A 23,302-nucleotide genomic window follows, 5' to 3' on the forward strand; every position below is an offset into this window, starting at 1 on the left:
AATATTAATATAATTTGTTAGGTTGCTTTGCGCGAACCTCTTCTAAATGATGTTCATGTCGCAGAACCATGACTGCCTTAGTATAAGTTTGATTATCAACTACACCTGCATCGTGTAAATGTTTTAATTCAATACTCATTAATTCAATATCCCAAATTCTTTTTCCAACATAAACATAGATACCGAATTTTTTAAGTAACTGCTGCACATCATAAAGTGTTTTCATAACATCATCCCAATTAATTATACAGATAAAAATAGATTTGTAAACGTTATTTTGCGAAGTTTACTTAGTTATTAGTGTTCCAAAAGTAACCGCAAACAAAACGATTAACACAACTGTTGCCACAATCCTCTTTGGAATCTCAACCTTACCAATTTTAGGAACTCCCACTAGGTAACCTGCCAGAAAGCCAGCCAATATTCCTCCGATATGCGCATAGATATCAATTCCTGACTCCATCAAACTGGAGGCCAAAGCCAAAACCACAAATAGACCAAGTTGCCGCGCATAAGCCTTAATATAAGGATTATCATGAAAAGATTCCCCTAACATTAACCAAACCCCAAACAATCCAAAAATAGCACCACTTGCACCGGCCGACAGTGCCAGTGGATTTCCTAATACTAAACTGACCACATTCCCAAATATACCTGCAATGAAATAAATCACCAAAAATTTAAAATGGCCAAATAAGTTTTCAATTTGTATGCCAACAAAATATAAGGTAACCATATTCATGACGATATGAGTTAGCCCAATATGAATGAACATCCCAGTTATCAGCCGCCACCATTCACCATTTTGAACAACTAATGGTTTAAATACGGCACCATACTGCAACAGTGTTTGTGTGTTTTCAGAACCACCATTTATTGTCATCAGACCAAACACAAGAAAATTGATTATAACCAGTCCAACCGTCATATAAGGTTGCCGATCCCATTTTTTTAAGGTTTGTTGCATTACTTTGCCTCACTTTTAATTAGACTTTGAATAGGAATATCATGTGCTTCTACGGGCCAAACAGGTTGTTCGAAAAATTGTACGCTTAAAACTAAGCTTACCGTCTTCCCCGTATAATCACTCAAAAATCGGTCGTAATAACCGCCTCCAAAGCCCAGTCGAAAATTCCCTGCCTGGGCAAAACCAAGTCCGGGTACAAGAATTAAATTAATTTGTTGTTTTTCAACTTCTTTACCATTTTCTGGTTCTAAAACATTAAACTTACTCTTAACTAATTTAGTATTCTGATCAAAAATTTGAAAATTCATTTGCCATTTTGGCAATGTTTTAGGAATAACAATCGTTTTATTTTCCAAACCTGCCTGTTGAATAATTGGTAATGTATTCAACTCAATATCGCCACTCATTGTCGTCGCAATAACTGTTGCATTTTGCCACTCAGGACTTGCAAAAAGTTGTTTATAAATACTAAGCGATTCTCGTTGCTTTTGAGTAGGATCTAATTGCTGTAATTTAGCTAGCTGCACACTACGCTGCTTCTTTTTTTCTGGTTGCATTGGCATCCCTCAATTCAAAAATTTTTATGGTTAATAAAAAAGATCGGAACAAAATTCGATCATTTTGTCCAATCTTATTTGGTTTCGCGATGTAATGTAACCTTTCTTTCACGTGGGCAATACTTATTTAACTCCAAACGATCCGGATTGTTACGCTTGTTTTTGCTTGATAGATATTGTCGATTATGACATTCTGTACATTCTAATGTAATGTGTACGCGCATGGCTCCAACCTCCCAACTATTAATTCTGATGGGCGTTGCGCCCTCAACTTAAAATATAATACCACAATAATACTGAATGACGCAAGCAAGTTTCATCGATTCCTTTAAAGTACTACCTTAAATCACCGCTTAATTAGTTGCCGTCTTGTTAGAGGCCGTTGTTGCTTTGGTTGGGTTCTTCAACGTAGAAGTACTTTGAACCATCTTCCAATAAGCCGAATAAATCTTTTTAGCCAGTTCGATATTATTAGTTTCGGCACTCTCTCCTAAACCTGGCATTGCAACTGCTACAACCACTTTAGGATCATTAGATGGTGCGTAAGAGGCTAAACTAAGTGTTACCGTTGTTTTACCATTAGTGGTTGTTTCGGCAGTACCCGTTTTGGCGGAAATGCCGGGACTAATACTTGCCAACGAACCACCCGTTTTATACGTATTAGTTCCATGAACAACTTCATACAATCCTTTGGTAACTACCTTTTTTTCGGCAGCTGTATCATCAATATAGTTCAAAATCTTAGGTTGAATCGTCTCTTCAACTGTCCCGAGACCACCCTTTGAATTTGTACCACGAATTTGTGAAACCACGTGGGGGGCAATTCGATAACCACCATTTGCAATCGTCGAAATATACTGAGCTATTTGAATTGTTGTATACGCATCATAGTTTCCAAAGGACAAATCCAAAGCTTTACCAATATTGCTTTCTCCACTTGGACCTTTGTATCCTGATGATTCTCCTGGAATATCTATTCCTGTATAGGTTCCTAAACCAAATTGTTCAAAATAACCACGCATCTTTGTAAAAATACTTGACTTCATGCCTAACAAACTTGTTCCAGAGGAATAGTTAAATCCAGCCTCTTTCATAGCTAGCTGCATCATATAAGAGTTAGAAGATACTTCCAAAGCAGTAGAAGCTGTTAAACGCATATTAGCACTACCCGTTTTATTAAACCATGATGCCTTGGAACTAGTTCCTGCAAGTTTGATCGGTTGATCCGTCATCGTACTGTTAGTAGGCGAAATAACGCCATCCATCAAGGCACCTGATACCATAGCTCCTTTAACAACAGAACCCATTACGATTGGTTCATTAATGGTACCTAGCGCATTATCTGTGACTTTACCAGTACTTGTATTTCGATCAACGCCGGCTAATGCAATGACTGCCCCTGTATTTGGATTCATCACAACCGCATATCCACCAGTGGATTCACCACCTGCACTAGTAACTGCAGATCGTGTATACTGTTGAATTTTTTGCTGAAAGGCTGCATTAATTGAAAGAACTAGATTATCACCCTTTTTACCTGCATATTGTTTAACTTCTTTTTTAACGGTACTGTTTCCACTAACTTCAACACGTGTCTGTGACTTGGTTCCCTTTAAAATAGAGTCATATTCTTTTTCCAAGTAGCTTTGTCCAACGCTATCATTTCGAGAGTAACCTTGTGCTAGAAGGATGTTAACTTCATCACTAGGTAAACCAACTTTGGCGCTGGAAACAGTCCCAGCAATACTTTTAATTGAATTGCCTTGTGGATAGTCTCGTGACCAGCTCGTTCCCACTTTAACACCCGGCAGTTCTGACAAGTGTTCGCCAATTTCTGCGACTTCCTTATTAGAAACACCCGATTCTTTTAAGTAAACTGTGGAAAGTTCATAAGCACCGTTCATTAAACTAAAAATTTTAGCCGCATTTTGTTCCGTTTTACTTAAATTTACCGTTTTTTTAACCTTTTCAACCGCTAAATTATAAAGTGCCTTGGTACCATATTCACTATGGTTCTTAATGCTATTTTCTACTTTCGTCAAATTGGATGACTTGGCCAAATAGTAATCCGCTTCATCTTGAGTGGAAAGCGTTGCAGTTGAAACTTTTAGATATTGGCTCAAACGATCTGCAGTACTTCTTAGAGTGCTGGATAAAACATTAACACCCTTAGTATACTGAATCGCTTGGTGTGATTGATTACCTACAAGGACCTTACCAGTTGAATCATAGATTTCTCCTCGTTGCACATTGCTAGTCTCCACTGTTGTATCCGTTCGGTCCACATCAGCAACATATTTAGAGCCATTGAAAATCTGTAGATAAGCAAGCCGGCCAATCAAGGTAACTAATAAGATAACAACAATTATGAAAATTAAATTGAGTCGGAATGGTAGTTCTGATTTCTTTTTACGAATTTGAGATGATTTTTTATTTGATTTCAAAATCTTAAGCTCCTTCACGCTACTTTGATCATTCTAACAAAAAATTCAAAAGGCTTCTATAACTTGTTCATATTTTTAGATTATCTTAGTCAATGTGGTATGCTAAGAAAAGTAATCTGGAAAAGAGGAATATGATGCAAAGATCTTATTTAAATCACACCAAACGCCTTGTTAGTTCGCATAAGCAACAATTATTTGCCAGTTTTTTAATTCCCTTAATTTTAATGTCTGGTTATTTTATTTATCGAAAGATGGCTCCTTTTGGATCGAGTAGTTTATTAACCGTTGATCTTGGTCAGCAATATGTCGACTTATTTGCTTACTTTCGTCACACAATTCTCCACGATCCAACTGCTTTTTTCTACTCTTTTTCTAAAGCCATTGGCGGTGATATGACTGGGACGTGGGCATACTATTTAATGAGCCCATTTAATTTAATTTTGCTCTTTTTCCCTGGAAAAACCATTACCTCTGGAATTTTTATCATTACCGTTTTAAAATACGCTTTTTCAGGACTTACCTTTGCCATTTTATTACAAAAGATGTATCCCAAAGCTTCATGGCTCGTGCCGGGATTGTCAACCGCCTATGCGTTAATGGGATTTACCGTTGCCAATCAATTAAATTTGATTTGGCTTGACGCTCCCATTTTGTTACCTTTGATTGTTTTAGGTATCGAACAGATTTTTAAAACAGGAAAAATTCGTTGGTTCGTTTTGTGGCTAGCTTTAATGTTAATTATCAATTATTACATGGCTTATATGATATGTATTTTTAGTGTGTTATATTTTGCATTTGCTAGCGCCCACTATTATACCTCATTTAAAGCGGCCTTCACAGCATTCAAGAAATTCGTAAGTGGTGCAATTTTATCAGCTGGATTTGCTTCTTGGCTGTTGATGCCAACTTTTTATATTCTTACTCAGAGTAAAGTTCAATATACTGAAACCAGTGTCAAATTTAAATTTGAGTATTTTCCGTTTAAAATGCTCAGCAAATTACTTCCTGGCACTTTTAACTTTGAACAAATGCCCAGCGGTTTACCAAATATTTTTGTTGGTGCTTTTTGTCTTATTGGGTTTATTCTGTACTTTACCAACCGGAATTTAAAGCTTCGTGAGCGCATCACTGCCGGAATTATTACTTTATTTCTATTATTATCACTATGTTTTCAACCTTTAGATCTGTTCTGGCATGCAATGCAGTTTCCCTGGTGGTACCCTTACCGATTTAGTTTTTTGGTCTGCTTCTGGATTATCTTTTTGGCGGCTAGATATTTATTTTCTGAACCCTCGTTTAGTACCCGTAGCTTAATTATAACAACTTGTATTTTTCTTTTAGGACTAGTCTACTTGTATTTAAATTTGACCAGTTTCAAAAAATACGTAGATCAAAGTCAGTTTTTTATTGGCTGTTTGTTTGTAGCATTAGGGTTATTGGCGTTCATTCTTTTAAAACAAAGACCAAATGCTGCTTGGTTAATCACAATTCTAGTGATTCTTGATGTATTTGTGAATGCTTGCATGTCATTAAACAATTTATCTTACGTTTCTCAATCTGAATTTGGAAACTACACAACCGAACTTGACAAAACAATTAGTAAAATTCAGAAAAAAGATAAGGGTTTCTATCGAATCGGTAAAACCTATATGCGTACCAAAGACGATTCAATGCAAGCTGCTTTCAATGGTGGTTCCCATTTTAGTTCTACTTTTGAAACTCAGATTCCTAACTTCATGCAAAAAATTGGACAACCAGACGGCGATGGCTTTGTCACCTATTCAAACGGTACCCTTATTACTGACAGTTTATTAGGCATGAAATACTGGTCTAAAAATATCGACTCAAATCAATTAGGTTCGTCAGTAACATCAACAGCAAACCCGACGCTTCCGGCACTGACTTATCGACCGGATCTAACCAGTTATCAATTGGTTGGTCAAGACAGTTTAACTCAAACATATAAAAATCCTTATGCACTCTCGATTGGATTTGGGGCTTCAAGTTTAGTCAAGAAGTTCGATGGAAGCAACTTAGACACAATCCAATATCAGTCGCAACTGTACAGTACATTAGCTGGAAAAACGACTTCAAAACTATTTACTTCGCAAAACTTTAATGAAGTTATTTTTCAAAATATTAATCAAACCACTAAATTGACAGGGAGTGTTCTTAAAAAGAATAGTTTATCTAAACCTGGTGTTGTAACTTTCAAATTTACCCCAACAACAAACGACGCTTACTATTTAACTTTAGGCCAAGAGTTAAATCCGGATAACGCCACATTTACCATTAATGGTAAAACACTTACGCAATATTCACCTTATCGAAATACAGTTGTTGTAAACTTTGCAAATCATAGTAAAGGTAAAACTGTAACTTTGAAGATACAACTTAAAAAGATGAGTTTATGGCTTGAGAACTTCACTTTGTATCATTTTAATCAAACAGGTTTTACAAAGCTTCATAAACAACTTAGTACTTCACCTTTGAAAGTTACTAAACATAATAGCCATCAGATTTCTGGTAACATTACAGTTTCAAAGAAAAATGATTTTCTAATGACCACAATTCCTTATGGTAAAGGCTGGCACGCACAAGTTGATGGCAAGTCTGCTAAGATTGTCAAAGTAGCTAAGACCTTCTGTGGTATTCAACTAACTCCTGGGACGCATAAGGTTGTATTAACCTACTGGCCACCGTATCTGTTCCTTGGACTAATAGTGAGCTTGATTGCTTTACTTATCGTTAGTTGTTATTTAGGGTTTAAAAAACGAAGCATTAAAAAATAAAAGCTTTTTTCTAACAAAAATAGAACTTAACAACGAAAATTGTTAAGTTCTATTTTTATTTGTAATCTATTCAGCTTTAACGCTTAAAATCTGAACGTTCATATCGCCACCTGGTGTTGCAATCACAACTTGGTCACCCACTTTATGATCTAACAAAGCCTTAGCAATTGGCGAATCATTCGAAATCTTACCAGACATTGGATCTGCCTCGGCAGCCCCAACAATCGTGTAAGATTCAGGTTCTTCATCAGGTAACTCTTTAAATTCAACTGTTTTTCCTAATGAAACTACGTCTTTAGCAACTGCATTGTTATCGATAATTTCTGCATTTTGCAACATATGTTCAATCGTACTGATCCGACTTTCAACCATACTTTGTTCATCTTTTGCAGATTCATATTCAGAATTTTCTGATAAATCACCAAAACCACGTGCAATTTTAATTCGTTCAATTACTTCTGGACGAGTCTTTGTTTTTTTCTCGTTTAACTCATCCTCTAATTTTTTTCTACCCGCTTCCGTCATTGGGTATGTTTTTTCATTTGCCACTTTTTAGACACCTCTTATTTATGATGAAAATATAACGATTTACAGCGTACCATGAAGTAAACGGCTTGTAAATAGACTTACTCACGAAAAATGCCATCTCTTCCATCTTGAGAAAGAATATCCTTAATTTTGGTTGTTAGCAAATCAATGGCCACTGTATTTTGCCCACCCTCTGGGACAATTATGTCGGCATAACGTTTAGTAGGTTCTACAAACTGGTGAAACATTGGTTTAACCGTTGCAAGATACTGTGTGATTACTGAATCCAAAGTACGGCCACGTTCTTTAATATCACGTTCAATTCGACGAATAATTCGAATATCATCATCCGTGTCCACATAAACTTTGATATCCATTAAATCGCGTAATCGCTTATCATCGAGGATAAGAATACCTTCTAGGATAATCACATCGCGTGGTTCTTGTCGAACAGTTTTATGACTACGTGTCAGTTTTGTGTAATCATAAACCGGTTTTTCAATGGCTTTATAATTAAGTAATTGTTTTAGTTGCTCAATTAATAAATCGGTATCAAAAGCTAACGGGTGATCATAATTAACCGCCGCTCTTTCCGCCATGGACATGTTAGCCTGATCCTTATAATAAGAATCTTGTTGAAGTGTCATAATTGAATGCCCAGAAAGGTTTTGATAAATTTTACGACTAACAGTTGTTTTACCGCTACCCGAACCACCAGTTACACCAATTAAAATAGGTCGTTTGTCATTTGTATTCATGAATTAATCCCCATCGTTATTTATTACTTGGATCTTGACTTGCAGCGTTTGCTAAATGTTCATCGTAAGTTTTTGAAAAGTAAATTTTCCCTGTTTTTAGATTAGCAACAAAGTACAAATAATCTTTGCTTCGATCTTTAGGATGTAATACGGCCAAAACTGACTTTTCGCTAGGATTATTAACTGGACCAGGTCCGTATCCTTTATGCAAACGTAAATTATAAAGCGATTTATCTTTTAGATCAGTCGTTGTTAGTTCCGAACCAAAGCTCTTCTTTACCGCATAATAAACAGAAACATCAGATTGTAAAGGCATTTTAATTGCCAAACGGTTCAAGAATACACCGGCAATTTTTTCGCGGTCAGAGGTTGTATTTCCTTCCCGTTCAACTAAAGCAGCCAATGAAAGAACTTCTTGAACTGTCATTTTTTGCTTTTTAATCTTTGCATAGTAGGGTTTTAAAACCGAGTTTTCTTTAGCTACCATTTGAGTCACTACGGCCTTCAACGTGGTCTTCTTACCCAACGAATAAGTTGCTGGGTAAAGATACCCCTCTAAGCGGTAACGAACGTTAGACGCCTTCATGGAGGATCCTAATAGATCCGGATACTTTTTATATAAACTATTAATGAAAGTTTGATCTTTCATCAAATCGATAAATTGTTTTTGCGTATAGTCTGATGATTTTGCAATTGAACTGCCAACCTCATCAATGGTTTCTCCCTCTTTTATCAAGACATATTTGCCAAGTAAAACAGGAGTTGCGCTCCCGCCTTTTTGAAGGCGTTTAGCAATCTTATTCAAAGTCATTGAAGGTTTTAGAACATAATAGCCAGCCTTAAAGTTAGTTAAATTATGTGATTTCACATAATAATTAAACACCGCACCACTCTTAACAACCTTTTTCTCCTGTAAAATCGTGCCAATTTGTCGAGTCGAGGACCCTTCTGGCACATTAATTTGAATTTGTTGTTTACTATCAGGATCTAGCGGTTGCAATGCTCCTGAAAAATAATGATAAACAATAAGCCCAGTTGCCACAATAACAACAGCTAAAACAATCGTAACCCACCTAATAATTGAGTGACCCTGTTTTTGTTTTCGTTGTTTAACTGCCTTATCTTGACTGTTCTTATCTTGATTATTCAAGATTTCTTCCTCCCGTTCCTAAAACATTATCTGTTATTATACTAAAAATATGTTTGGTTTGCCGATTATTTTAAACAATCGCGCAAGCTAACATATTTTAAAATTAAAATTAATTTAGCGAATTTCAACTTCAAACGTTGACTTCAACTCAGAAATAGCTTGTTCAAACTCTTGATTAACTTCATCTTCAGTCAACGTATTGTGTTTGTCTCGATACGTCAAAGTATAAGCAACAGACTTCTTGTTTTCCGGAATGTGTTTTCCTGAATAAACATCAAATAACTGAATATCTTCTAAGTGATGATTTGATTTTTTCTTCAAAGCAGCAACGATCTCAGTATTCGAAACCTCTTTATCAATTAGCAAAGCCACATCACGTGTAATTGCGGGATATTTAGAAATAGGTTCATAATGTTGAATTCGCTTTGGTGCGTCCAGGAGAGCCTGTAAATCAAGTTCAAAAACATAAGTTTCAGGAATTTTAAATTGTTTTTCAATTTGTGGATGTACCTGACCGATAAAACCAATAACGTGATCCCCTAAATAAATATCAGCCGTGCGGCCAGGATGCATTTCAGGTCGCGTTTGATTAGCTACATAACTTACAGATTCCTCCAAATTTAAATCATGCAAAAGTAAAGCAACAATTCCCTTCAATTGATAGAAATCAACTGGTACTTCTTTGTCATACCAACTCTTGGTAACCATTGAACCTGTAATTGCACCTGCCAAGTGTTCAACTTCACTGGGACGATCGACATCTGCTGTTCGATAGAAAACTCGTCCCTGTTCATACAAGGCCACATTTGCTTCTTTTCGAGCAACGTTATAAGCCACGTCATCCAATAACCCACTAATCAGATTCATGCGTAAAACGGCATGATCTTGACTCATAGGAAAATCAAGTTTTGTCTCTTCACTTTCCTGCATCATAAACATTTTCGCTTTTTCTGCTGTTGTTAATCCGTAACTCATTGCTTGATTCAAGCCACTTCCTTGCAACAGTTCACGAATACCACGAATAACTTGCTGACTAGTAGTTAATCTCCCAATTGTTGTTGAGCCGGTTGGCAACGTAGATGGTAAATTGTCATAACCATAAATACGCGCAATTTCTTCTAAAATATCAGCTGGAATATGAATATCCCATCGACGGGCCGGAACAGTTACCTTAAATACCTCATCCGAAACTTGAACTGTAAATTGTAGTCGGCGAAGAATATCGGTTACTTCTTCAACCGTTAAGGAAGTTCCCAAAACATGATTAATTCGTGTTAAATCAAGTGTGACTTCAACGCTTTGGGGATTGGGATCAACTGGTGAAAGCTGATCTTTAACCGCTTCTCCCTGACCAAATTGTGCAGTTAATTGTAACGCTTCATTCAGTGCATCCGTAACTGTTGCAGGATTTATTCCCCGTTCAAACCGCATAGATGCTTCACTGTGCAACACATGATAACGGGCCGTTTTCCGAATTTTAATAGGGTCAAAGATTGCCGACTCAATAACAACGGTCTTTGTTTGATCACTGATTTCCGTTTCCAAACCGCCCATTACACCGGCCATGGCAATATTTTTATCGCCATCTTTAATCATTAAATCAGTAGCTCTAAGTTCACGTTCTTCACCATCAAGCGTCACAAATTTTGTCTGCTTTGGTGAATAACCAACATGAATTTCTTTGGTAGTTAATTTATCGTAATCAAAGGCATGTAAAGGTTGACCATATTTCAGCATAATATAATTAGTAACATCGACCACATTATTAATTGGTCGGACACCTGCTGTCATCAAACGCACTTGAAGCCAAAAGGGACTTGGTTCAATTTTTACATGTTTAACAATGCCCATCTGATAAGCCTGCACATCTTCAGGAGCATCAATTTTAATATTCAATAGATCTTTAATATCAATTTCTTGATCAACTGTCTCTAGTTGCCGATGATGTAATACTGGCACCTTATCATAAATGGCTCCAATTTCATAGGCGTTACCATCCATACTAAAGAGATCGCCACGATTAGGTGTAACCGAGGTGTCAATCACATTGTCATCCATACCTAAATAGTTATAAACAGGTTCACCAGGTTTAACGTGGCTATCTTCAGGGAAAACATAAATACCATTTACATATTCCTTTGGTACAACTTTTTCTTCAAAACCGATTTCTTGTAACGCACAAATCATGCCGTTAGATTGTTCACCACGCATTTTGCTACGCTTGATTTTAACGTTGTCTTTAATCCGAGCTCCGTGCATTGCCACAATCACGTACTGACCTTTAGCCACGTTAGGCGCACCACAAACAATTTGAATGGGTTCGTCTTCGCCAACATCTACTTGGCAAACGTTTAAGTGGTCTGAATCTGGATGAGGCTGAACATCTAAGGTATAGCCCACAATAATTTTTTTGAGCCCATCAGCAGCACAAGTTACTTCATCTACTTCAACTGCGGTACGTTCAATTTTTTCAGCTAACACTTTAGGATCAACATCAAGATCAAAATATTCTTTTAACCAATTGTAAGAAACTTTCATTTTTATTGTTATCCTTTCTTTGAAAACTGTGATAAGAAACGGACATCATTTTGATAGAAGTTCCGAATATCATCAACACCATAACGAAGCATTGCAAAACGATCTGGACCTAGTCCAAATGCATAACCACCGTACACTTCAGGGTCAACGCCGGCCATTCGCAAGACATTAGGATGAACCATGCCGGCACCCAAAACCTCAATCCAACCAGTTTGCTTACATACCGAGCATCCCTTACCCATACAGTTAAAACAAGTGACATCAGCTTCAACAGATGGTTCAGTAAATGGGAAGTAGCTAGGACGAAGGCGGACTTCAAAACGATCACCAAAAAGTTCTTTGGCTAATACTTCTAAAGTACCTTTCAAGTCTCCCATGGTAATATGCTTATCAATTACAAGGCCCTCAACTTGATGAAATTGATGCGAATGGGTGGCATCATCTGTATCACGTCGATAAACAACTCCTGGCGAAATCATTTTTAATGGTCCCTTGGAAAAATCGTGTTTCTCCATCGTCCGTGCCTGAACTGGTGAGGTTTGGCTACGCATCAAAATTTCGTCTGTAATGTAAAATGTGTCTTGCATGTCACGAGCTGGGTGATCTTTAGGCAGGTTGAGCATTTCAAAGTTATATTTATCAGTTTCAACTTCAGGGCCTTGAATGACTTGGTAACCCATTCCTAAAAACAGATCTTCAATATTGTCAATAATTTGTTGAATCACATGTGGTTCACCCTGCATAACGGGTTTTCCAGGTAAAGTAACGTCAATTTTTTCATTTTCTAATTTTTTCTCAATCACAGCTTTTTCAAGCTCTGAACGTTTTTCCTCAATGGCAGCCGTTATGTTGTCGCGCACACGATTAGAAAGTTCTCCAACTTTAGGACGGTCTGCTTTAGGAATGTCACGCATTCCACGTAAAATTTCAGTCAAGGGTCCCTTTTTCCCCAACACATTAACCCGAATAGCATCTAATCGTTTGAGTCCATCTGTACTCGAAATTTCATGTAAAGATTTCGCTTTTAATTCTTCTAACTGTTCATGTAAACCCATAATCTAACCTCCTAAATTTTAAAAAAATGCACAAAAAAACTCGCCTCCGAAAAAGGGACGAGTTATCGCGTTACCACCCTGGTTTGCTAATAAACATTAGCACACTTGGCATCAATAACGGCGAATTACCGATTTATTCTTTCAAATAAATAACTCCGAAGTGAATTCACCAATCTTAGTTTGAATATTTGCTTTCAGTCTAAGGCAAATACTCCCTGTCAAACTTAACTGGTTACTATTCTTCGTCATAGTTTTTCCGACTTAAATATTAGATTAAAATGGTTCGTTAGTCAACCACTCATTTACTTTTCAGCTGTATACCAACAATCAGCAAATTCATGAACTGCATCCATTACTGGACGCAATGCCTCACCTTTTTGGGTAAGTTGATACTCAATTAGTGAAGAATTTGGATGAGTTAATCGATTAACAATTCCTTCAGCCTCTAAATTTTTTAATCGTTCCACTAAAACACGATCACTGCATTTCGGTACATTGTGAGCCAAATCTTTAAAACGCTGTGATCCTTCATTTAATAAAACCTCAATAATTAAACCATTCCATTTTTGACCGAGGACTGAAAACGTCCGGCTAAACTTTGGACATAGTGAAAAATTATCAACTGTCTCGGAAACTTTTAGTGCTTCTGACATTACTCTGCCTCCCTTATACCAATAATCTTTTAAGAAATTCGCTGTTGCATTTTATTAAGTAGAAAACGAATTTTCTTGTGAACATGACCTAAATACTCTTGTGTTGCAGCATAATCATCAACAACTGAAACAATAATACTTTCTCGATACTTGGGGAAAGCAATAGTAGCTCCCCACATATGTTTCAAAATAATATCTTTTTCCATGGGTGTAAGTGGAGTTAGCTTTTCAGCATTACGCAACGCTACTCGTGGATGAATATAAGCATGTGTGCCTAAATCAAACTTAGTGGTTCGCCAATTGTAATAAAATAAATCATGTAACAAACCAGCTCTTGCTACCGCGCGATCATTTAAATGCCATTTTTTAGCAATTAAATAACTTTGATACGATACGGAAATTGAATGTTGTAATCGTGTGTAGTTATGATGTTGTGTAAATTGATCTAATTTTTGAACTTCTTTAGTTTTCAATAAATCAGAGACGATATCTAAATACGCCTGATCATGTTCCCAAGCATTTATTTTCATTAAATACTTCCTTTTTTCATAGTAAACGTAGTAATTATCTAACATCGAATTACCAATATGATACTAACTTTTTCACCAAAAAGCAAAGAAAACACTAAGCGAATATAAAATGTAATAAAAACTAAATATTTTTCAGAGAAAACATTAAAACACCTGCAGCGACAGCCACATTTAAGGATTCTGCTTTTCCTCTAATTGGGATATACAAATTGGCCGTAGTTTGTGCCAATAACTCTGGTGACATACCGTTACCTTCATTACCCATAATAAGAGCAAAATCATTCGTTTTTTCAATTGATTGATAATTTTTAGCTTGTGGATTTAACTCCGTTCCATAAACTGGAATCTGCGCTTTTTTAAAGCTTTGGGTCCACTCGTCGAGATTTCCTAAAATCAGTCGAATGTGAAATTGACTTCCTTGCATCGCACGTTGCACTTTAGGATTAAAGACATCGGCAGTCCCCTTACCAAACACAACACCGGCAAAGCCAGCAGCATCCGCAGTTCGGACCATGGTACCAATATTCCCTGGATCCTGAATATTATCTAAGAACAGCCATGAACCTTTTTCATCGGTATTTGGCTCTTGTATCTGTCGTTGTTTATTTGGAATTTGAACAACAGCAAATATTCCTTGTGTGGTTACCGTATCGCTTAGTCGATCGGCAACTTTATCTGAAATAACTACTAATTTATCTTCAGGAACCTCAAAATTAATAGCGTCTAACTCATCTTGTGTACTAACAACGTAATCAATAATTGCATCGCTTTGCAAAACTTCTGTCACTAAATGACGGCCTTCAATTAAATATAAGCCAGTTTTTTTGCGACCCTTTTTGGTTTTTAATTTTTCCCATTCTTTAACGCGATTGTTTTGTGTTGATAAAATTGTTTCCATAGTTATCTCCTTATTTAATGTTAGTATACCATATTATTTCTTTTTCATAAGAAATGATAAAATGGAGTCAATCCATTTGAAAGGAAGATAATTTATGAAATCAGTTACAATTCAAGTTTTTGGTCGTGTTCAAGGAGTTGGCTTTCGATATCTAACTAAAATGGTTGCTGACAAACTAAATATTAAGGGTACCGTAGCTAATTTAAATGATGGTTCCGTCTTTATTGAAGCTGAAGGTGAAGAAGATCATATGAATGAGTTTATTAATGCCGTTAAACTATCTCCATCACCAAGCGGTCGCGTTGAAAAAACAACCATTACTGACCGCCCGCTTCAAAATTTCACTGATTTTCGGGTGACAAACTAAACAAACATTGAAAAACTGCTTAGAATGCCGTATAGTATCGGTTGTTAGTTTAATTGGAAAGGGAATGTATTAATGAAGAAAATGAAACACCTGGGCACGCTCACAGCAATTGCTGGGTTAGCGTTGCTATTGACCGGATGCGTACAACGAACAAAGTCAGGAAAACCATACGGCATTATTTATGATTATTTAGCAGTTCCAACACAACATATTATGAACTGGATTGCAGGATTACTTGGTGGCAGTTATGGCTGGGCAATTATTGCGGTAACTTTCATCATCCGAATGGTATTGTTACCAATGATGATCGAGCAATCTCGTAAAGCAACCGTTCAACAAGAAAAAATGGCCTACGTTAAGCCTCAAATGGCTGCTATTCAAGAACGTCAAAAAAACGCGACAACCAATGAAGAAAAAACTGCAGCCAGTCAACAAATGATGTCACTTTACCGAGATAACGGTATTAGCATGACTGGTGGAATGGGTTGTTTACCAATCTTAATTCAATTTCCAATTTTTGCTGCGTTATATGCCGCCATTCAATATTCACCTGAATTAGCAAGTGGTGCAGGTAGCTTATTCATGGGATTTAGCCTAGGAAAGCCTAATTTAATTCTTGCTGCCCTTTCCTTTATTGTTTACTTGTTACAAGGTTGGTTAGGAACACTAGGAATTCCAGCTGACCAAAAGAAATCCATGATGTCAATGATGATTGTCAGTCCGTTAATGATTTTCTTCATTTCATTTAGAGCACCAGCTGGTTTAGGTCTCTACTTCTTCGTCGGTGGAATCTTTGCATGTATTCAAACTTTCATTATCTACCTTTACCGACCAAGAATTCGTGCGTCAGTTGAAGCAGAAATGAAAAAGAACCCACCAAAGGTTGTTGTTCCACCAGAACCAACCACACCGGCTCAACCCAACACAACTAATTCTGTTGCGCAAGAACATGCTGACAACCGAAAACGGAATGCTGGCAAGCAACATCATCAAAATAGATAAATAAACAAAGAGCAATAATATCAAACTCCTTCAAAGTTGTTAGTAAAAACTAATAATTTTGGGGGAGTTATTATTTACAGAAAAAAGCTCCAACGGAAATTTATTAAAGCAATTTCCATTGGAACTTTTTTAAATACACCTAATTTTTATCTAGCGTTAATCAGACGATTTTTCTTTTAATTTCGAATCAGATTTTTCTTTGACAATTGGGAGCGTAATTCTAAAGATTGAACCATATCCCACCGAGCTTTCCAAAGAGATCTTTCCATGATAGCCTTCAATTAGGCGCTGTGCAATTGACAGTCCCAATCCATTACCACCCTTATCACGGCTTCTGGCTTTGTCCACACGATAAAAACGATTAAACACTTTTTTAACGTCCTCTTCAGAAATACCTTCACCAAAATCTTGAATGGCAATTTGAACGGTACGTGCGTCTTCGGCTGCAGAAATATGAATTTCTTTTCGTTTGGTTGAATATTTAACCGCATTGTCTAACAAAATAATTAAAACTTGTTCTAAATGGTTGCGATAAATTTGAACAATCGGATTGGAGTAAACATCACTATCTAATGTAAATGTAAAATCTGGATGAATCATCTTAAAATCATTAAAAACTTGATTAACTACTCGCATAACTGGTGTTTTTTCTTTTGAAAAATGAATTTCCAGTTGATCAGCCCGAGTTAAATCTAACATTTCTTGTACTAGGCTCTGCATTCGTTTTGTTTCATCTAGGGAAGCCTGTAATGACTCGTTCAAAATTTTGGGATCATCTTTCCCCCATCGATTAAGCATCTCCATATGACCCTGAATTACAGCCACAGGCGTGCGTAACTCATGAGAGACATCTTCAACGAATTGATGTTGTTGATCAATATAACGCTGCATTCGATCCAGCATGTCATTGAAAACAATGGCCAGATCGGACAATTCATCATTACGTTCCAAATCTGGAATTCGTAATTCCGTTTGTGGATCTTCCGTGACCTGTTTCATGGTGTTATTCATCACATTAATGGGTCTCAATAAATAGGTTGCCAGCAAATATCCAAAAAGTGAAATTAAAGCAAAGGCAATAATCGTCAACAAAATAATAATCCAAATCACCTTTTGTTGGGTTCGTTTAACACTCTTTAAGGTATCAACAACTTGGATGTAACCAATCAGTTCATTTTTTTGATTCTTAATTGGTGCTCTGCCAATTAATCCGTCAAAGTGGCCCGTTTTTGTTCTTTCAATAGAACGATTCTGAGGTACCTCAAACTTTTCTGAACTTCTCCGAGTTGCAAAAACTTGTTCACCCTTCAGATCATATACAGAAACCACGATATCGCGACGAGCTAAATTAGTTAATAAAGAGTTACTGTAGGGTTGTTCACTTTGTTCAGAATTTCCGGCTGCACTATCCGGACGTAAGTACTTTCCTACTGTAATGCCATCAATTTTGGAAACTTTTTGTAAACGTGAATCCACGGAGTTAATAGTGGAATTAACTTGAGTTTTTTCCTGACTCAACATTACTTGTGAAATACTATTAAAGACAAAAAATGAAAACACGAAAAAGATAAGGAGTACACCAACTCCTGTTCCAATTGCCCATTTCCATTTTAATGACAACCTACGCTTGGTTATCCCAGTTTGCATGTATGATTGTTGATTTGTTTGATCTTGACTCACGATCGCATCACGTACCCAGTTCCTCTAACTGTCTGAATATAACTTTGTTCTCCCGGACGATCAATTTTATTCCGTAAATAACGGACATAAACATCGACGACATTAGTTTCGACATCGTTATCAATCCCCCAGACTTCGTCCAAAAGGGCATCCCGTGACTGCACCACATTAATGTTTTCCATTAATAATAATAAAAGTTGATATTCCCGTTTAGTTAAATTAATAATCTTGCCATCACGACGAGCAACTTGATTTTCTTTTTCAATCGTAATATCACGATAAGTTACCGTTGTTTGTTGAAAGGCTTTTTGTTCGCTTTCAATATCAATTCGACGAAGCAAAGCACGTAAGCGTGCCAATAGTTCTTCAATTGCAAACGGTTTGACAATATAATCATCCGCACCGTGATCTAACCCAGATACTCGATCAATCACAGAATCTCTAGCAGTCATCATAATAATCGGTGTTGTTTTTGCCTCACGAACTCGACGGCAAACTTCAATTCCGTTTAATTCAGGTAGCATTAAATCTAATAAAATAGCATCAAAATTTTTATTTAAAGCCGCATCAAGGCCTGTCCGACCATTAAATTGAACTTCCGTTTCATAGCCTTCATGTTGTAGTTCTAGTTCAACAAACCGTGATAAACTTTTTTCATCCTCAATAATTAATATCCGACTCATTCTCCCACTCCTAATTGTAAAAGATTAAAATTATTTTAAGCGTGCTAATTACATACAAAACAAAGTTTAACATTAAAATGAGATTTTGCCTAGAAAGGACTCACTTTCTTGTAAGAAAATAAACAATTGGTTACAAAAAGAGATCTAAATCAAAATGATCGGGAAAAACACCCAACATTAAATTTAGATCTCTTCGCTAAAACAGCATTTTATTGTTCTTTATACCATGAATAATGGAAAGTACCTTCACGGTCAACACGTTCATACGTATGAGCACCAAAGTAATCGCGTTGTGCCTGTAACAAATTAGCAGGTAAAACAGCAGAACGATAAGAGTCGTAATACGAAATTGCAGAAGTAAATCCTGGCATTGGTACACCAGCCTTAACTCCTAGTCCAACAATATCTCGAATAGATTCTTGATACTTCTTAGCAATATCCTTGAAGTAATCATCCAATAATAAATTATCTAAGTCAGGTTTCTTATCAAAAGCATCCGTGATATTTTGTAAGAATTGTGCCCGAATAATACAACCAGCACGCCAAATCTTTGCAATTTCACCAAACTGTAAATTCCAGTCATAATGTTTAGAAGCAACCTTCATTTGTTCGAATCCTTGTGCATAACTCATAATCTTACTGAAGTAAAGTGCTTGACGGATTTTTTCGATGACTGCATCCTTATCAAACTCAATCTTGCCTTCTGGCTTAGGCAATACCTTGCTAGCAGCTACTCGTTCGTCTTTTAGAACTGAAATATAACGTGCATAAACTGATTCCGTAATAAGTGATTGAGGTACACCTAATGCAAGCGCATTTTGTGAACTCCACTTACCAGTTCCTTTATTACCACCCTTGTCCATAATTAAATCAACAATTGGTTTATCAGAACCCAGATCATCCTTACGAGTTAAAATGTCAGCTGTAATGTCAATTAGGTAACTATCTAACTCGCCTTTGTTCCAGTCCGCAAAGATATCAGCAATTTCGTCAACAGACAGGCCAACCATATTTCGTAATAAGTTATAGCTTTCGTCAATTAACTCTTCATCGCCATATTCAATACCATTATGAATCATTTTGACATAATGGCCTGCACCATTAGGCCCAATATAAGTTACGCAAGGTGTCCCATCTTCAGCCTTAGCAGCCATTTTTTCAAAAATAGGTGCAACCAAGTCATAGGCCTCTTTTTGACCACCTGGCATCATTGATGGTCCTTCAAGTGCACCCAATTCACCACCAGAAACACCTGTACCAATAAAGTTAATTCCTGAATTATCTAATTCAGCATTACGACGCATCGTGTCCTCAAAGAAAGTATTACCACCATCAATTAAAACATCGCCTTTATCTAAATGTGGAAGTAATTCAGCAATCACAGCATCAGTTGCCTTGCCAGCCTTAACCATCATCATAATTCGACGTGGTTTTTCAAGTGAATTTACAAAATCTTCAATTGTATAGCTAGGTACCAAGTGCTTTTCTGGATGGTCGGAAACGACCTTTTCTGTTTTCGAACCAGTCCGATTGTATATTGCAACCGTGTAGCCGCGGCTTTCAATGTTAAGAGCCAAATTCTTACCCATAACTGCCATGCCGACTACGCCAATTTGTGGTTTATCCATGTTGCTGCCTCCTATTTTTTAATTCCTACTAATCGTAACAAAAACGCTAACAAAGTTAAAGTTTTTAAAACTAAAATTGATTTCAATAGCTATAAAAATGGAAAAAAGATGAATTTTTTACTTCATTTTGATCCGTAGCTTTTCATTGCATACAAAAACTCCTCTTTCGATAAACAAGAGTCAATTGTTTGCTTGTTTACCTCAGAAGAGTTTTTGTATTATTTTTTAAAAAATTTTTTTAATTATTTTTTAGCGATGAAACAAAAGCATTGCAATGATAGAAGCTTTACCAATATTTTAATCACGCGCTTCGCTTTCAATTGACTGTAGCTTTAGTGCAACTTCTTTTTGAGCTGACTGATCATTTCTCTTAGCCTGACGAACACGTTCACTAATATTTACTGGTTTGCCTGCACGACGCAAATCTGCAAATTCCGCAGTCGCTGTGAAGAGTAAATCGCTGGCAGAGTTAACCGCCGTTTCGACTGAATCTTGAATCACACCAATAATAAAGCCAACTCCCACAACTTGCATTGCAATATCATTAGAAATACCAAATAGACTACATGCTAAAGGAATTAGAAGCAAAGACCCGCCTGCAATACCCGAAGCCCCAGTGGCAGAAATGGCCGATAACAAACAAAGGAGGAACGCTAATGGAAATGAAACTTCCATTCCCAGTGTGTGTGTCGTAGCCAAGGTCATAATTGAAATTGTCATTGCTGCCCCACCACTATTTGCAGAGGCTCCCAGTGGAATTGAAATAGCGTAAGTCTTTTCACTTAAACCGAGCCGTCGACTAAGTTCCATATTAATAGGAATATTTACCGCAGAACTTCGTGTGAAAAAGGCGGGAATACCACTCTCGCGTAACGTAAATAAAGATAGTGGATAAGGATTTTGATGAGTTGCCAGCCACACCATAGCGGGATAAACAATCAAGGCAACAAACATCATAGAACCAACTACTAGTAAAATTAGTTGACCATATTTTGCCAATCCAGTGATTCCCGTTTCTGAAACCGATGTGAACACTAATCCGACAATACCAAATGGCGCTAATTGAATTATTAATTGAACCACTCCTGTTACTGCTGTTGAAAGTTCATTAACAACTTGTTTAGTTTGTTTCCCTGCAGCGCGTAACCCCATACCAATCAGACTTGCCCAAACTAAAATCGCCAAGTACTGCCCTTCTACCAGTGCCTTAATCGGATTTTCTACCGCGTTATTCAAGACATTTTTCAATATACTAGCAATCCCTTTAGGTGCCGCCGTAGCTGCAGTTGACACTTTGGGTAACAGAATATCAACAGGAAAAAGATAACTGGCTCCAACTGCTACAACCGCTGCTACGAATGTAGCGGCCAAGTAGAGAACCACGATTGAACGCATATGTGTCTTCGATCCTTTTTCGTGCTTCGACATTGACGAAAGGATCAATAAAAATACTAAAAGTGGTGCAATTGCTTTTAGTGAATTTATAAAAAGATCACCAATGATCGTGATCCAGGTCAATTTTGGAACCCATACTCCAAGAATTGTACCTACGATAATTCCTACCAAAATTCGCTCGATTAGCGAAATACTAGTAAATTTTTTCCACACAAATTTCACATCCATTCATTTTAGTTAGGTATAGTATATCGAATTATAAGAAAAAAACAAACATTTATTAATTTATTTTTAATATTCTCACGCAAATATCATATTTAGGCAATTTGCCTCATGTACAAATTCAAACTATATTTTTCTGTAATTTACGTCGCTTTCTTTATGACTCCTTTCATTTTAAAATTATCACTTATTCTGTCAAAACTAGTTTATAAAATTGATTTTTCTTAAAATTGTGAATTTTAGCTCGCTTAATAGAGTAGAAAATTAATTAAAAGCAGTTTCATAACTTATAAATTATGTTTTTAATAAAACTTTTTGTCAAAAACTACTTGTTTAAAATTTGTAAGCGTGTAAAATTAATTATTGCTGTGAAGAGTCACAGCTATTTTTCTTGAACCCCTCCAAGAGTTTGAGAAAACAAGGGCTTTGTTGATTAATTTCAACAAAGCTTTTTTAGATTAAAAAACTAAATGTTGATAATTGTTGGTCCCAGTTCTTAAACAACTTATTTTCAAATCAATTACTTACACAAAAACTTGATGATAAATACACTTAATCTCAAAAATTCATTCAACAAAAAAGATGACATATTTCAAATTAGTTCAAAATACATCATCCTTAAAAGTTTAGAAACTCGTTATCAGCCGATACTGTTGTAAAACATTAGAAAAAATCTAAGAAAACAATTTTGCTTTTGTTCACATACCACTTAGTCCTTTTCATGTTGCTTACGTTTTAAACCAAATAAACTTGTCCATAAGGTCAACAAGGCTACTCCAATTAACGACAAAATTGATGTCGTTTGTTCATTTGTTTGTGGTAGCATTTTTGCTGTTATTTTTGCTGTTTTATCGACTTTAGCTTGTGTATCAACCGATTGTTTACTACTCCTAACTTCAGTCATCTCTGAACCCGACATTACACTTTGAACAACTGGTTCTTTTTTTGGTCCCTGCGTTTGTAGTGAGTCTGGTGTGTCTGGTGCAGCCGGTTTACTTGGCTTTACTGGCTTTACTGGCTCCACCGGTTTCACAGGAATCAAAGTATAAGTCACAAGCACCACTTGATTAACAGGCATTGTCAAACTAGCAACTGGAATTTCTTCTGCCACTATTTCATAATCAACTGAGTAACCAGTGATTTTTGGAGATTTCACTGCAGCATAAGCTCCCATTGGTGTGTAACTGGTTTCGCCGGTTCCTTCATTAGTAACGCTATTATAAGTCAATGTCTCAATTTTTGAACTCGGAGTTTTATTCCCAGCTCCCGTATAATTGATTGTTCTAGTAACTGTAAGCTGTCCATAACTAAATATCGGCGTATACGTTACTGTAACGATGCTACTGGTTGGAGCTGTTGTCGTAGCAGTTGGAATAAATTCTGGAACGATTTTTTTATCTACCGTATAACCACTCATTTTTGGCGAATTAACTGCCGCATAAACCCCAATTGGTG

Annotated in this window: 21 protein-coding genes and 1 other annotated feature; of the genes, 3 read left to right on the forward strand and 18 right to left on the reverse strand. The window is 36.6% G+C overall.

The annotated features are described in order from the left end of the window. Window positions 1-4: 4 nt before the first annotated feature. From IV87_RS05685 to IV87_RS05700, 5 genes are all read right to left on the reverse strand, one after another. Window positions 5-226 (reverse strand): YqgQ family protein, encoded by a 222-nt coding sequence (locus IV87_RS05685; RefSeq protein WP_057806294.1) that lies wholly within the window; start codon window positions 224-226, stop codon window positions 5-7. Between the two features lie 60 nt (window positions 227-286). Next, window positions 287-967 carry a rhomboid family intramembrane serine protease gene (locus IV87_RS05690; protein WP_057806296.1) on the reverse strand — a complete coding sequence of 227 codons (681 nt, stop codon included), beginning with the start codon at window positions 965-967 and terminating at the stop codon, window positions 287-289. After that, window positions 967-1,524 (reverse strand): 5-formyltetrahydrofolate cyclo-ligase, encoded by a 558-nt coding sequence (locus IV87_RS05695; protein ID WP_074693826.1) that lies wholly within the window; start codon window positions 1,522-1,524, stop codon window positions 967-969. The genes IV87_RS05690 and IV87_RS05695 overlap by 1 nt, the downstream gene beginning before the upstream one ends. A gap of 74 nt (window positions 1,525-1,598) precedes the next feature. Then, window positions 1,599-1,748, reverse strand: a complete 150-nt coding sequence (gene rpmG, locus IV87_RS10910; protein ID WP_074693824.1) for a 50S ribosomal protein L33 — start codon at window positions 1,746-1,748, stop codon at window positions 1,599-1,601. A gap of 129 nt (window positions 1,749-1,877) precedes the next feature. Beyond that, a complete protein-coding gene (locus IV87_RS05700; RefSeq protein ID WP_057806300.1) occupies window positions 1,878-3,968 on the reverse strand; it encodes a peptidoglycan D,D-transpeptidase FtsI family protein in 2,091 nt (696 codons plus the stop codon). 134 nt (window positions 3,969-4,102) lie between these two features. Here IV87_RS05700 and IV87_RS05705 point away from each other — a divergent pair, with 134 nt between their 5' ends. Continuing rightward, window positions 4,103-6,760 carry a YfhO family protein gene (locus tag IV87_RS05705; protein ID WP_082623524.1) on the forward strand — a complete coding sequence of 886 codons (2,658 nt, stop codon included), beginning with the start codon at window positions 4,103-4,105 and terminating at the stop codon, window positions 6,758-6,760. Window positions 6,761-6,826: 66 nt separating this feature from the next. On the opposite strand, the gene greA is transcribed toward IV87_RS05705, so the two are convergent. The 8 genes from greA to IV87_RS05745 form a co-directional block, all read right to left on the reverse strand. Beyond that, entirely contained in the window at window positions 6,827-7,309 is a 483-nt protein-coding gene (greA, locus tag IV87_RS05710) for a transcription elongation factor GreA (RefSeq protein ID WP_057806302.1), read from the reverse strand. A gap of 77 nt (window positions 7,310-7,386) precedes the next feature. Next, window positions 7,387-8,046: a uridine kinase gene (gene udk, locus IV87_RS05715; protein WP_057806305.1), complete on the reverse strand. Its 660-nt coding sequence runs from the start codon at window positions 8,044-8,046 to the stop codon at window positions 7,387-7,389. A 16-nt stretch (window positions 8,047-8,062) separates the two neighbouring features. After that, a complete protein-coding gene (gene mltG, locus IV87_RS05720) occupies window positions 8,063-9,199 on the reverse strand; it encodes an endolytic transglycosylase MltG (protein WP_371862106.1) in 1,137 nt (378 codons plus the stop codon). Window positions 9,200-9,310: 111 nt separating this feature from the next. Further along, entirely contained in the window at window positions 9,311-11,734 is a 2,424-nt protein-coding gene (pheT, locus tag IV87_RS05725; RefSeq protein ID WP_057806308.1) for a phenylalanine--tRNA ligase subunit beta, read from the reverse strand. Window positions 11,735-11,742: 8 nt separating this feature from the next. Then, window positions 11,743-12,789 carry a phenylalanine--tRNA ligase subunit alpha gene (gene pheS, locus IV87_RS05730; protein ID WP_057806310.1) on the reverse strand — a complete coding sequence of 349 codons (1,047 nt, stop codon included), beginning with the start codon at window positions 12,787-12,789 and terminating at the stop codon, window positions 11,743-11,745. Window positions 12,790-12,839: 50 nt separating this feature from the next. Next, window positions 12,840-13,047, reverse strand: a binding site (T-box leader). 44 nt (window positions 13,048-13,091) lie between these two features. Next, window positions 13,092-13,442 (reverse strand): winged helix-turn-helix transcriptional regulator, encoded by a 351-nt coding sequence (locus tag IV87_RS05735; RefSeq protein WP_057806312.1) that lies wholly within the window; start codon window positions 13,440-13,442, stop codon window positions 13,092-13,094. Between the two features lie 29 nt (window positions 13,443-13,471). After that, window positions 13,472-13,972, reverse strand: coding sequence for an HD domain-containing protein (locus IV87_RS05740; protein WP_057806313.1), 501 nt, complete (start codon window positions 13,970-13,972; stop codon window positions 13,472-13,474). A gap of 121 nt (window positions 13,973-14,093) precedes the next feature. Continuing rightward, window positions 14,094-14,870 (reverse strand): TrmH family RNA methyltransferase, encoded by a 777-nt coding sequence (locus IV87_RS05745; protein ID WP_057806315.1) that lies wholly within the window; start codon window positions 14,868-14,870, stop codon window positions 14,094-14,096. Between the two features lie 94 nt (window positions 14,871-14,964). On the opposite strand from IV87_RS05745, the gene IV87_RS05750 reads away from it, so the two are divergent. Then, window positions 14,965-15,237, forward strand: a complete 273-nt coding sequence (locus tag IV87_RS05750; protein WP_057806317.1) for an acylphosphatase — start codon at window positions 14,965-14,967, stop codon at window positions 15,235-15,237. Between the two features lie 72 nt (window positions 15,238-15,309). Continuing rightward, complete coding sequence (yidC, locus tag IV87_RS05755) at window positions 15,310-16,239, forward strand: membrane protein insertase YidC (RefSeq protein WP_057806318.1); 930 nt, start codon at window positions 15,310-15,312, stop codon at window positions 16,237-16,239. Window positions 16,240-16,395: 156 nt separating this feature from the next. Here the strand turns inward: yidC and IV87_RS05760 are convergent, their stop codons facing one another. From IV87_RS05760 to IV87_RS05780, 5 genes are all read right to left on the reverse strand, one after another. Beyond that, window positions 16,396-17,919 carry a HAMP domain-containing sensor histidine kinase gene (locus IV87_RS05760; protein ID WP_236698977.1) on the reverse strand — a complete coding sequence of 508 codons (1,524 nt, stop codon included), beginning with the start codon at window positions 17,917-17,919 and terminating at the stop codon, window positions 16,396-16,398. Next, a complete protein-coding gene (locus IV87_RS05765) occupies window positions 17,916-18,602 on the reverse strand; it encodes a response regulator transcription factor (RefSeq protein ID WP_057806320.1) in 687 nt (228 codons plus the stop codon). The genes IV87_RS05760 and IV87_RS05765 overlap by 4 nt, the downstream gene beginning before the upstream one ends. Window positions 18,603-18,811: 209 nt before the next feature. After that, window positions 18,812-20,230 (reverse strand): NADP-dependent phosphogluconate dehydrogenase, encoded by a 1,419-nt coding sequence (gene gndA / locus IV87_RS05770; protein ID WP_057806322.1) that lies wholly within the window; start codon window positions 20,228-20,230, stop codon window positions 18,812-18,814. 297 nt (window positions 20,231-20,527) lie between these two features. Then, window positions 20,528-21,838 carry a serine/threonine transporter SstT gene (gene sstT / locus IV87_RS05775; RefSeq protein ID WP_057806324.1) on the reverse strand — a complete coding sequence of 437 codons (1,311 nt, stop codon included), beginning with the start codon at window positions 21,836-21,838 and terminating at the stop codon, window positions 20,528-20,530. 718 nt (window positions 21,839-22,556) lie between these two features. Next, a partial coding sequence (locus IV87_RS05780) for a mucin-binding protein (RefSeq protein ID WP_156407374.1) occupies window positions 22,557-23,302 on the reverse strand: 746 nt, incomplete at its 5' end.

The organism is Pediococcus ethanolidurans, assembly GCF_001437405.1.
Taxonomy (GTDB): Bacteria; Bacillota; Bacilli; order Lactobacillales; family Lactobacillaceae; genus Pediococcus; species Pediococcus ethanolidurans.